The 12,320-nt window shown below is 56.7% G+C and carries 11 protein-coding genes; 8 read left to right on the top strand and 3 right to left on the bottom strand.

Features of this window, described 5'->3' with window-relative positions; translation table 11 throughout:
• Window positions 1-159: 159 nt before the first annotated feature.
• Window positions 160-2,019, top strand: coding sequence for an RNA polymerase sigma factor RpoD (rpoD, locus tag DWU98_RS09260; protein ID WP_115495402.1), 1,860 nt, complete (start codon window positions 160-162; stop codon window positions 2,017-2,019).
• 243 nt (window positions 2,020-2,262) lie between these two features.
• Here the strand turns inward: rpoD and DWU98_RS09265 are convergent, their stop codons facing one another.
• Window positions 2,263-2,634, bottom strand: coding sequence for a SnoaL-like domain-containing protein (locus tag DWU98_RS09265; protein ID WP_115495268.1), 372 nt, complete (start codon window positions 2,632-2,634; stop codon window positions 2,263-2,265).
• 656 nt (window positions 2,635-3,290) lie between these two features.
• Between DWU98_RS09265 and DWU98_RS09270 the strand changes: the two genes are divergently transcribed.
• Window positions 3,291-4,508 (top strand): tyrosine-type recombinase/integrase, encoded by a 1,218-nt coding sequence (locus tag DWU98_RS09270; protein WP_115495269.1) that lies wholly within the window; start codon window positions 3,291-3,293, stop codon window positions 4,506-4,508.
• A 447-nt stretch (window positions 4,509-4,955) separates the two neighbouring features.
• Here the strand turns inward: DWU98_RS09270 and DWU98_RS09275 are convergent, their stop codons facing one another.
• Window positions 4,956-5,378: a hypothetical protein gene (locus tag DWU98_RS09275; RefSeq protein ID WP_115495270.1), complete on the bottom strand. Its 423-nt coding sequence runs from the start codon at window positions 5,376-5,378 to the stop codon at window positions 4,956-4,958.
• A gap of 358 nt (window positions 5,379-5,736) precedes the next feature.
• Between DWU98_RS09275 and DWU98_RS21935 the strand changes: the two genes are divergently transcribed.
• From DWU98_RS21935 to DWU98_RS09285, 3 genes are all read left to right on the top strand, one after another.
• Window positions 5,737-5,886 (top strand): hypothetical protein, encoded by a 150-nt coding sequence (locus tag DWU98_RS21935; RefSeq protein ID WP_158545009.1) that lies wholly within the window; start codon window positions 5,737-5,739, stop codon window positions 5,884-5,886.
• Window positions 5,879-6,247: a hypothetical protein gene (locus tag DWU98_RS09280; RefSeq protein ID WP_115495403.1), complete on the top strand. Its 369-nt coding sequence runs from the start codon at window positions 5,879-5,881 to the stop codon at window positions 6,245-6,247. Before DWU98_RS21935 ends, DWU98_RS09280 begins: the two co-directional genes overlap by 8 nt.
• Window positions 6,248-6,357: 110 nt before the next feature.
• On the top strand, window positions 6,358-7,320 hold the full coding sequence (locus DWU98_RS09285) for a DUF932 domain-containing protein (protein ID WP_115495271.1): 963 nt from the start codon (window positions 6,358-6,360) through the stop codon (window positions 7,318-7,320).
• Window positions 7,321-7,455: 135 nt separating this feature from the next.
• Here the strand turns inward: DWU98_RS09285 and DWU98_RS09290 are convergent, their stop codons facing one another.
• Window positions 7,456-7,743, bottom strand: coding sequence for a helix-turn-helix domain-containing protein (locus DWU98_RS09290; protein WP_115495272.1), 288 nt, complete (start codon window positions 7,741-7,743; stop codon window positions 7,456-7,458).
• Between the two features lie 218 nt (window positions 7,744-7,961).
• Here DWU98_RS09290 and DWU98_RS09295 point away from each other — a divergent pair, with 218 nt between their 5' ends.
• The 3 genes from DWU98_RS09295 (at window position 7,962) to DWU98_RS09305 (ending at window position 12,320) form a co-directional block, all read left to right on the top strand.
• Complete coding sequence (locus tag DWU98_RS09295) at window positions 7,962-9,041, top strand: hypothetical protein (protein WP_115495273.1); 1,080 nt, start codon at window positions 7,962-7,964, stop codon at window positions 9,039-9,041.
• Between the two features lie 102 nt (window positions 9,042-9,143).
• Window positions 9,144-10,367, top strand: coding sequence for a hypothetical protein (locus DWU98_RS09300; protein WP_147293264.1), 1,224 nt, complete (start codon window positions 9,144-9,146; stop codon window positions 10,365-10,367).
• 438 nt (window positions 10,368-10,805) lie between these two features.
• Window positions 10,806-12,320 carry an MASE1 domain-containing protein gene (locus DWU98_RS09305; RefSeq protein WP_158545010.1) on the top strand — a complete coding sequence of 505 codons (1,515 nt, stop codon included), beginning with the start codon at window positions 10,806-10,808 and terminating at the stop codon, window positions 12,318-12,320.

Raw genomic sequence — 12,320 nt, forward strand, 5'->3', positions numbered from 1 at the left:
CGGGTGAACCCTTAACTCGTACGAACGCTTCCATTTCCGCTGAAAACCGCGTTTTGGCGCGATTTTTGCGTGCAGATGGCAGCGAATTTTTCACTTGAAAACTGGTCAAAAAAGCATCACATCGCTATACTGATTGGTTCCTATCCCGCGGCGGTTGGTATGAATAACAAAGCCCACGAGCAACAGTCGGAAATCAAAGCACTCATCTCCAAAGGTTTGGAGCAGGGCTATCTGACTTACGCCGAAATCAACGATCACCTCCCCGACGACATCGTCGATCCGGAGCAGATCGAAGACATCATGGCGGTGCTCAAGGGCGTAGGCATCGATGTGCACGATGCCGCCCCCGATGCCGACCCGCTTGCCGACAATGCCCCCGGTGCCGCCACCGACGACGAAACCGCCGCCGAAGAAGCAGTGGCCTTGCTCTCGGCCGTCGACTCCGAAGTGGGCCGCACCACCGACCCCGTGCGCATGTACATGCGCGAGATGGGCACGGTGGAACTGCTCACCCGCGAAGGCGAAATCGCCATCGCCAAGCGCATCGAAGAAGGCCTCACCCAGGTGCAGACCGCGCTGGCCAGCTTCCCGCTGACCATCGAGATGCTGCTGGAGGAATACGACCAGCACCTGGACGGCAAGCGCCGCCTGAGTGAAATCCTGGCCGGCTTCGCCGACCTGGAGCAGGCCGCCGACGCCGCGCTCGCCGAAGCTGAACTGGCCGACGCCGATGCCGACGGCGAGCTGGACGAAGACGAAGAAGAAGCCGCCGACGGTGAAGACGAAGAGGCCGGCCCCAGCGGCCCGGATCCGGAAGAAGTAAAGCGCCGCATGGAACTCCTGCGCGACTACTACGGCAAGTTCCAGAAAGCCGCCCCCAAGGCCGCCGACATCTCCGACAAGAAGGTCACCAAGCTGCGCGAGCAGATGGCCGAGGAGTTCCTGAAGCTCAAGCTTCCCTCCGCCCTGATCGACAGCTTCGTGCGCCGCCTGCGCGAAGTGGTGGGCAACATCCGCCATCACGAACGCGTGCTGATGGACGTCTTCGTCAAGCACGTGAAAATGCCCAAGGCCGAATTCCTCAAAGCCTTCCCCAGCAACGAGGGCAACCTCGGCTGGGCCGAAGAACTGGGCCGCAAGCGCCAGAAGTGGTCGCCCAACATCAAGCACTTCCGCGAGCAGATCGACGCCGAGCAGCAGAAGCTGCAGGACATCGAGAAGAAACTGTTCCTGCCGCTGACCGACATCAAGGAAATCAACCGCAGCATGTCGGTGGGCGAGGCCAAGGCACGCCGCGCCAAGAAAGAAATGGTGGAGGCCAACTTGCGCCTGGTGATCTCCATCGCCAAGAAGTACACCAATCGCGGACTGCAATTCCTCGACCTCATCCAGGAAGGCAACATCGGCCTGATGAAGGCGGTGGATAAATTCGAATACCGCCGCGGCTACAAGTTCTCCACGTATGCCACGTGGTGGATTCGCCAGGCCATCACCCGCTCCATCGCCGACCAGGCGCGCACCATTCGTATTCCGGTGCACATGATCGAAACGATCAACAAGCTCAACCGCATCTCCCGCCAGATGCTGCAGCAGTTCGGCCGCGAACCCACGCCGGAAGAACTGTCCAAAGAAATGGAAATGCCGGAAGACAAGATCCGCAAGGTGCTGAAGATCGCCAAAGAACCGATCTCGATGGAAACCCCCATCGGCGACGACGAAGATTCGCATCTGGGCGATTTCATCGAAGACACCAACGCCAGCTCACCGATCGACTCGGCCACCGAAACCGGCCTCGTCGAAACCGTGCGCGACGTACTCGCCGGCCTGACCCCGCGCGAAGCGAAAGTGCTGCGCATGCGCTTCGGCATCGACATGAACACCGACCACACCCTGGAAGAAGTCGGCAAGCAGTTCGACGTCACACGCGAGCGCATCCGCCAGATCGAGGCCAAGGCACTGCGCAAGCTGCGTCATCCCAGCCGCAGCGAACAACTGCGCAGCTTCCTCGATATCGACTGAGCAGCGACGCGATCATCGTTAAAGCAAAAGCCCCGCAAACGCGGGGCTTTTCTTTTGCGCATCATCAAGAAAATAAATGAGCAGCAAGCGCAAGAAACCACACACTCGCACACACAACTCCACCAAACCTCACGTCACCCCGACGAAGGCCGGGGCCCAGTACACATACGCTGTGCGAAGCACTCAACATAAAAAATGCCGCGCCCTTCGCACAACCCCTTTCAACTAGCCCGCGGCAAAACCTCAATGCACGTCATAAAAAAACTGCTCCTGCACAATCTTGTCGTTGTGCACGTGGTACACACAAATCTCGTGCATATCCGTGCGCCCACGTCCCTTCATCGTGGCATCCAGATGCATCGCCACACTGAACCAGCCATTCGCCACCACCGGCTCGCTCACCTCACTCATGTGCACCTGCTCCACCGCCTCCTGAAAGTGATGCCCCTTCTCCAGGATCGCCTTCAGGCCCTTTGCGTTACCCATCGGGCCACTTGCCATCTCCTGCGGCTCGATGCTGATCGCATCCTTGGCATAAAGCTCGTGCTGCGCCTCTTCAAACTTACCTTCGCGACACAACGCCACCAACCGCTTGGCCACCGTTTCAGTGCTCATGGCTCCGCCTCCACAAAAAAAGGGGTACCCAATGTAGGCCCCCCAGCGTTAAAAGAACCGAAGCAACACCGGGCATTTCCCGTTTTTTTGCCCCGCGCAGCAACACCGCTTGCGCCGCCCTGCTGGTATCATGCCCGGCGAGATAGGGCCTATAGCTCAACGGTTAGAGCAGGGGACTCATCGAAAGGTGCCGTCGCGCAGTAATGCGCGAACGGGAACGGGATGAATTCAGGGAAACCTTAGCGACGCGCACGCGCGGATCGATGGCAACCCTGAGCCAAGCCGGCGGTACACCGCCGGACGGTGCAGAGACTACCTGAGGGCTTCAGCGCCCTTCATAACAGGCTCGAGCGTCCCGCACCCCACCCGCACGCAACACGCGGAGGGTGAAGAGATAGTCCGCGCCGAAAGGAAACTTTCGGAACACGCGAATCCCTTGGTTCCAGGTTCGAATCCTGGTGGGCCCACCATACAGACATCCAAGATCATCCAATCAAATCCACTAGATCTAAAAAAACCCCGCTAAATGCGGGTTTTTTTGTACCCATATGTCCATGCGCCTCCAAAGAGGCCCACTTGAATCCAGGAAAAAAGTGAGTAACTTAGTGAGTAAGCCGATCACATCGAGCCGCCCTTACTCACACCTCGTTACTCACATGCTTACAGACACTAAACTGCGCGGACTTAAACCTCGCGACAAGGTGTATCGCGTTGCCGATACCAATGGACTGTGCATCGAAGTGCGTCCATCTGGTACGAAGCTGTGGCGCTATCGGTATCGACATGCAGGCAAACCGAGCATGGCTGCATTGGGCGAGTACCCAACGATGTCGCTGTCTGAGGCACGCACCGAACGTGACAAGGCACGAGCCCTAGTGAAGAGCGGAGCGAGCCCAGCTCAAGTTGCCAAAGCAGAGCGAGCCACTCGGCTGGAGAAGGTCGGCAATACCTTTGCCTCTGTCGCTTTGGAATTTCTAGCTAAGCGTGAAAAAGAAGGCATGGGAGCGAACAGCGTGGAGCGAGGTCGTCGCCTGATAGAAAAGGATCTATCGAGCATCAGTGGCCTTCCTATAGCAGATATCTCCGCACCAGTATTGCTGGCGGCGCTGCGCAAGATGGAACAGCGCGGCATTGTTGAGTCGGCTCATCGCGCGCGCGGATTGGCCGGCCAGGTATTTCGCTATGCCATCGTCACCGGTCGCGCCGAACGCAACCCTGCCTCCGACTTGATCGGTGCATTGGAGCGTCCGCAGACCAAGCATTTCGCCAGCATCATTCTTCCATCAAAAATTGGAGAACTGCTTCGCACCATCCACAACTACCAAGGCTCGCCCGTAACGATAGCGGCGCTCAAGCTTGCGCCTATGGTCTTCGTGCGGCCTGGTGAACTGCAGCATGCCGAATGGCTCGAATTTGACTTAGACAAGGCTATATGGGACATCCCTGCTGAGAAGATGAAAATGAAGCAGCCACATCTCGTCCCCCTATCCCATCAAGCGATAGCTATCCTACGCGAGCTGCACCAGCTAACAGGGAGCGGGAAATACGTGTTCCCTGGCATGCGTAGCGTGCGCCGCCCCATCAGCGAAAACACGGTAAATGCAGCTCTACGCTATATGGGATACGACGGCGACACGATGACCGGTCACGGCTTCCGGGCTATGGCTCGAACAGTACTAGACGAGGAACTCGGCTTCCCGGTGGATCATATCGAGCACCAACTGGCTCATGCCGTCAAAGACGCTAATGGCCGGGCCTACAATCGCACCACTCACTTGCCTGCTCGCCGGAAGATGATGCAAGCCTGGGCGGACTATTTGGATGACCTGCGAGTTGGCGCCAAGATCATCCCTTATGCACGACAATCGCCCTAATCGTTGCCGCTCACAACAGAGTGCCAAGGAAAGCCAGACAGTCGTTCACTCGCATATATAACCGGATGCTTATCTCACTGGGACGGAAGGCTCATTTTTCATGTCTCCCATGAGGACTGGCGTTACAGGAGCCAGTAGATGGAGATCCGCAATACACACATTTGTTCGCGCCACTGCCGTGCTTGTGCTTCTTAAAGGGGCTGTTATTGCAACTTCCATAGGACGATGACCCACAGAAGACGCAGTGCTTTTCGTCATCAAAATGTTCGTGCTTCTTGTGCGGACTATTGTTACAAGATCCATATGAGGTGGAGCCGCAAAACTTGCATTTGGTTGACATGACTACTCCGGTGCAATTTAAGCAAAAATGGCTCTCGGACTCATTCTGCGGCATCAATTCACCGCACTCCGCATCGCCGTCTTTTACCGCGTCACGAGAGCTCACCCTCACGCATTGTTGGGCGCCCCCTTGACGTCAAGCTTCTTTAGACAGCCCTTTGGGCCAAAAAACATATTTGCATTAGGCAGCGGCGGATGAATTTTGTATTCCAACCCTTCCGCATCGAGCTTCCATTCGCGCCGATCAATGTAACGCATCGTTTCTGCCTTGCTAAAAACCCAACCTTGAGTCACCGACGTCAGGAGAATCAGGTTGTAGGAGAAATGCTTGTTTAGCAAATCTATGATTCCTTCAGTTAAGCCCCAAAAGGGCTTCTTACTCCGGCTTATTTTTACCACTAATAATCCACTGGCATGTCTGAAGTAGTTTCGCTCACGAAATAGTGACCGATATAAACGATAGACATCATCGTTCTGATCAGGCTCGCTTGCACCGATTGAATTTGCAAACTCAATGATTTCGGATTGCATAGGAAGGCCTAACTACTTAGTAGACGAATACTCATACTCGCCATACGTCTTTCCCGCCTTGGGGGAATACGCGCAGCAACCTAACAAGTTCGCGCAACCTTACTGAACCAACGCTCTGCTAAAAACATACAGCAAAGTCAAGCCTCAATCCTGCGACCCAAGGCTACTGACTCAATACTTCCGCCATTGATCCGAAGATTATGGACCACTGGCATCCAATTTACTTCATCAGCTCCCCTTGATTCGTGGGATTTTAAATCAAACGGCTTTCAAATCCATATCACCTTGTTGAGCAGAGCGCTCTCTGCTTCCTCCGCATGTCAATCATGCGGAAGTTTTCTTCAAAGGAGTGCTGGTGATGTTTGATAGATCGTGGATCGGTTATCCCTGTCCCTCGCTGGTCGAATGCCTGATCGTATTCGCCATTCTGTTCGTTGCAGGAAGTCTTTGGGCATCGTGCATCCGGTGCTATGTCGAATATCGCATGGAGGAAGCTGTCCATGCATGATCTTACGCTGGAACATGAGTGGAACGAAGACATCGCGGATATCACGCCACGTTGTCCGAAGTGCCAGTCACCAGAGATCGAGGCACGAAATATTGCAAGGCGGTTGGGCGGCGCCATCGGGGCCATCGCGGGTACCACCAGTGGCATCGCCTTGGCATTGACCGGTGCAGAGATGGGGCTTTTTGCTGGTCCGGTTGGTGTGGTGCTGGGTGGCGTTGCCGGCGTAGTTATCGACGGCATTGTCGGTGGTGCGACGGGTTGTGCGGCAGGCTCAAAGCTTGGCGCTGCCATTGACCGGAACATCCTGCACAACCAGCACTGTCGCAACTGTGGTCACGCCTTCACCGACAAGTCTTCGTAGCTCCTCGCTGTTTCAACGACCTTCGTTTTCGTTCTCGCGCGCAGGCGCATAGAGCCCGGCTTCGCCGGGCTCTATGCGTTTTATGCATCTATATAATTAAGGAGTTTGTCATGCATCTAGTTCAATCGATGGCCTACGTCGGGGAAATGCCCTGGCATGGTCTGGGGACGCAGCTTGTTCCTGATCAGTCGCTGGAAGTTTGGGCTCAGCAAGCCGGCATGAACTGGCGAATCGAAACCGCTGACGTCCATTACATTGCCGGCCACCCTTTCCCAGGTTCCCTGCAGAAATACCCGGACCAGAAGGTGCTTTATCGATCGGATACCAAAGCGCCACTGTCCGTGGTGTCCAAGCGTTTTAAGGTCGTCCAGCCAGCAGAAATTCTTGAGTTCTACCGCGACCTGACCGAGATCGGTGGCTATCAGATGGAGACCGCGGGTGTCCTCAAGGAAGGTCGAAAGCTTTGGGCACTGGCCCGAACCGGTCAAAGTGTCACCTTGAAAGGACGTGACACCGTCAAAGGCTACCTGCTGCTGGCCACGGCGTGCGATGGAACATTAGCCACCACAGCCCAGTTCACGTCGGTTCGGGTGGTTTGCAACAACACCCTGGCTATTGCATTGGGCGAGGGTGCGGAGGCTATCAAGGTTCCGCACCGTAGTGCGTTCGATGCTCAAGCCGTCAAACGGCAACTGGGTATTGCCATCACCCCATGGTCATCGTTTTCGGATTACATCAAGGAGCTGGCTAGCTGCCGCGTTGCGGATAAGACAGTCGAGGACTTTCTGGCCAAGGTGTTTGCCTACGGCCATGCTAAGGCGGAACGGCATGGCCCCGCATTCAATGAGCATGCGGCTCAGAAGGTGCTTGCTCTTTATACCGGCGAGGGTAAAGGGGCAGGCATGTCATCGGCCAAAGGGACGGCGTGGGGCCTGCTGAATAGCGTCACGGAATATGTGGATCATCATCGCCGTTCCCGTAGCCATGATCATCGCCGCGATGCAGCGTGGTTTGGGCAAGGGCTGCTGCTAAAGCAAAAAGCATGGGAGCATGCCGTGGAGATGGTTGGCTAACCATCTCTGCCCGTGTCTTCCGGTATCTCCTTGCGCGATAGCTGAGATGTCGGAAAGTCCTTGGTGTCGTCAGGAGCCACCTGCAGCAAGGAGACGACGCCCGACCGTGCCGCCCCGAAGGCGGCACGGCCCTATCTATCGCCTTTTACGGTTTCCGGTATGGCTGCTCAGGGCATCTTCGATCTGCTGCGCAAAAGTAACGAGGTCGGTCTTGCACGCAAGGCACCAGTCTCGCAGCTGCAAGGCGTCCAAGCGGACTGCGCCACGCTCGGCCTGGCTAACGTAGGCCTGGGACCGGCCTAATTTGGTAGCAAAGGCCGTCTGGTTCAGGCCGGTGGCCTCCCGCATGCCTCTTAGCAGGCCAACGACGACCAGTATTTCTGGTCGGTAAATTGATTTGGGCGTTTTCTTGGGTACTGGCATGGCCCGCTCCGCGGATCGTGGACGGGCCATAAAGCTATATGCAACAAGCTGTTATAATGATATTCGATATCATTTTAATAGATGTTCTATTATTTATTGAGCGCCATCGACGGCTCCCGCAATGGGGAAGCGATGGCCCACCTCGTCAGCCTCGGCGCCCTCATGAGCTCTTGTTCGCGTAGGGCATACGACACCTTCCAACTAACAGGGGTACATCGATGGAGTACGTGACCAGAAAGCATGGTGTGACATCGGCCATGGTGGCTAAAGCATTCGTGGTGGCATGCGTGATCAACCTCGCCGGATGCACAGACAGCGATATCTCGAAAGTCAAAGGGATGAAATTCGAGCCCGATCCGTCCTACACGGTAGGGCAAGCCTTCGATCACCGGAGTGTTTGCGACGCCGTCACATGGGACACGATAAAGGACGACCGCGGTCGCAAAATTGTCGAATACCGTTGCAGCTTCAAGGGCGTCAAAGACTACATTCAAAGCACTGAAGAAGCCCATTTGAAGGAGATGAACAGCAATGCGCAGGTGCTGAAGAACGCTTACTTGGCCAACATCAAGACCTTGCAGGACAACCTTGCGCAGCGGCAGAAGACGCTCGCTGATGACCAGGCACGACTCGTGCAGACCGATACAGGGGCGTCCAATCAGCAAGATCAAGAAGTTCAAAAATTGAACGATCAAATAGCCATTTTGCAATCCGGCGACATAGACAAAATTGCAACTACCCCCCTTGACCCGTCAGCGTCGCTGGGCATTGCTGCTTCCTGTTATACGGACCCGCAGCAAAATCCCGCCGTGAAGAAGCACTGCGAGGACGTCCTGAGGCAAGAAATTCCGCGAGCCATCGGTGCCTTGAAGCAGCAGCTCAACTACGACACGGCCACAGGCCAAAGAAATCAGGCCGATCTTCAGGCGGGACTGAAGATCAGCATGAATGCGGAGAATCAGCAAATCTCGGATTATCAGCAGAAGCTAGGCAAGATGACCTCGGGAAAGGATGCCTTTTTCGCTTCGATCGATAACGAGCTGAAGCAACAATCCACTCATCCCAACCCCATTGTCGAGGTTGACGAGGTCTTCCAGTGGAGTGTGGGGGACAGTGGTGATCCCGTGCTGGTTTACGCCGGTACCGAGGCGAAGCACCAGGATGGCACCGCGAAAGATCAGGCCTACGGTGATGCTGAGGCGGCCTTGGTGCTGATTGCGAAAAACAATGCCACCACGTTTGTTCAATATCTCCAGCAATTCTCTGCGCAATCCGTGATGGATTTTGTCCGGAACTAGATTCCGTTTCGCCCCATAACACGTCTTCATCAGGCCAGGCAGCTGCCTGGCCTGATGGGAGTGTTTGTCACCTTACTTTGGAAGTGCTGCAAGGAGGATGTCATGAACCCCATCAGCGATGGTCTTACCGTTTTTACTAAGCTTCAAACAGCGCAGAAATTTGTACTGCTACGCATTTTTGTGGTCATCAACATTGCCGCCTATTTCCTGGCGACCGGCGGCTACTTTGACAATGATTGGGCCAATACCGCTACGGTACTCCTGGTCTATGCCCTAGAAAGCGGCTTCATGCTCTGGTTGGGCTTCAAGCGGGGCATCGGCTTTCATCGGGCCGGGCTACACCCTACCGGGGCATCTGTTCCTGTCGTGCGAAAGAGCGGCGGCATGGCATGGTACGTGGGAGTGGTGGTTATCTCCCTGCTGATCTCGGCCATCGTGATCGTCGTTGTCACCAACATGAGTGACGATGGAGATCTGGCAGTATTTCGCGCGGCGATTTTCCTCATTGTGGAAGCGATCGTCATGGGCTTTGCACTCTTGCAAGGTCTTCGCATGGGGTGGAACGCGGTAGCTGTATCGGATACGGCAAGTTCTCCATCATTGACCGGGAGTGATGCTGGAACCGCAGCAACGGCAGGGAGTGTCTCTTTTCCAACAGCGAGCGTGTCTTTGCCTGCTGAGGACGAGGCGAAAGCCCAACGGCGAGCCAAGAACATTCGACGAGGCCAGATCGTGCTGGGCTGCATCTCAGTCATCTGCGCCGGTCTCGCCGTGTATTTCCACATCGTTGCCCACGAGATGGCTAAGCCTGACCCGGATAGTGACGCGGCGGCTAAGGCCGTCATGCAGACGTTGGGAGACGGAACGGCCCCTTCCGCATCAACGCAAGCCGCGTCAACCGCGTTGTCCGTGGGGCCGGCAAGTGGATCTGAACCCGGTTCGGTCACGGCGGGAGCCACGACGTCAACGGAGCTGCCACCCGATGATCCCAAGGCACTCTGGGCGCTTCAGAATGCAGGCGCGGCCGATCCCAATGGTGGTGCGATCGACGGCAGCACCTTTCCCTTTGCCACGAGCTCCGGGATGAAATCCAAGGATGGTTATCCGATCTATCTGATCGAATGCAATGTCGGTTCTCACCAGTGTGTCGGTGAAACCGGTCAGCCGATTGGTAACGCTACGCAAGTCGCCGATATGATGACCCCGGTACGCAACGCGGATGCCCTGCGTTATCACTGTCCCGATTGGATCTGTACCGACCCCCAGGGCAACGTTGTCGGCTCGGTGGCTCCACCTATGCGTGCATACCTTACTCAAGCGCATTAGTCAGCTGTAAACAGCTTACGTATGGCCGCGTTTGCCCAAGTCGGACACCAAAAGAAAACGGGCCGCCTAAAGGCGGCCCGGTCGGGCGTCGGCTTCCATGCTGGTAGGGGCCCCTACCGGACGCCAAGGACATCCCGGCAGCTCTGTTATCGCATAGCTTGGCCATCACTGCACCTTCACCATGTACCTCACAAACCGGTTGACCGGGATAGATCACTTGAGGGGTGTGCAGTAACCGCCAGTATGCGCGACGTTCACAGCGGAGCTCACACCTGGCATGGATCGCGCCGATGGCTCACGCCGGTTTCACAAGCGGAATGGTTCCATCATCCGCTAGTTTTGGGGAACGTATAGGTTGAGGGTCAGCAGTCGCCGAACAACCGGGGGGAGGGGATGGACAAAGGACCAGGGCGCAACACACTTCGGGCGCATCAAGCAGTGCGACAGCTTGTCGTGATGTTGGGCTTCGCAGGCGTCTACTTTGCGCTGCGGGCTGTATCGTTTTCCCACTGGGACTTGGTGGCCGGTTTGGAATTGGCTGCTCTCATCTTGCTCCCTTACCGTTACTGGGCGGCGCTGGCGGTCGGCGAATTCATTCCCCTTGCCACCGTGGCTATCACCTGCGTAAGTTCCTTCGGCGTGGCCTGGGCCAGCTTCAAGGCCGTCCCGTCTATCTGCCTGGTCATGCCAATCGTGTATGTGTGCCGTGAACGCCTGGGCTTGATCCGGCGCCGCGGTGATGGCGTCAGCATGCCAGCGCTGGTGCTGTGCACCGCCGCGGCCGCTCTTGCAGTAGCCGCCTACAACATACTGCTCCTTTGGTTGGCCCCACGCCCGCCGGGCTATCCGCCACTGCACCAATGGATGCTGCGCTACGTCCTCGGTCATTCGCTCGGCATCCTGACCATCGCACCGTTGGCCATAGCGGTGTGGGTCGCCGTGCGCGGCAAAACCTTCAAAACCCTGGCCTCGGAACTTCGTGACAACCGGATGCTGGTGGACAGCATCGGCGTGCTTATCCCCGTCTTGGGGTTGCTGCTTTGGATTGGCTCACGCGCCAAGCTGGGATCGGACGTGCGCTACATGGCCCAGGTCGCCATGTTCCTGCCGCTGGTGATGTTGGCGCTTAAAAACGGTTGGCAAGGCGCGGCGGTAGGGAGTACAGCGGCCAGTATCGCCATCGTGATGCTGATGCCCGCGAAATACGATCACGCTACGTTGCACGCTCAGGTCCTCTTGCTCTTTGTGACCTCCACTATGCTGATCATCGGCTCGAAGATCACGGCATGGCATCGCCAAGATCAGCAAGAAAAGCAGGACATGCGCAACGCGTTGGCGTTGGCGCAGCGGAACTATCATGAAGGCGAACGTCAGTTGCGGCGCGCTGCTTACATGCTCCGCGAAATGCAAACGCTCGGTTCGTCCTGGCTCCGCTTCCCCACCCAGATGAGCGACTACCAGCGGGCGCAACCCGTGGTCGATGCCGCCAACCGCTTCATCGAATACTGCGATCCGCTGGAAGGCCAAGGCCGAAGCCTGCCCAAGGCGCTGGAAAAGGGCAGCCTGGCGCAAGTTTTGTCCCAGCACCAGGTCCCGTTCCGCACGAATTTCCACGGGGGCGTGAGCGCGCTACCGAATGCCATGCATCTGGCGATCTATCGGATGATTTGCGGTGGCGTCACGCACCTGGCCGCGCAAGATCACGTGGGCCGGGTCTTGATCAACGTTCGGTGCGTGCATTACCGCGATCAGCGTTGGGTCATTCTGCGCATGACGGGCACGGAAGATCACGATCCTTTCCCGCTGTCCGAATCGCGCTTGATGGCTTTGCAACAGTTATCTCGCCACACGAATTTCCAGGCCATCAATGACGACGCGGCGACCTTTGGGGGCGCCGCGCGTCAACGTGCCAGTGAGCGAGGTCTGCATCTCACCGTGGTGATGTCCGCCTGA

The sequence above is a fragment of the Dyella monticola genome, assembly GCF_003363155.1.
GTDB classification, from domain to species: Bacteria; Pseudomonadota; Gammaproteobacteria; order Xanthomonadales; family Rhodanobacteraceae; genus Dyella_B; species Dyella_B monticola.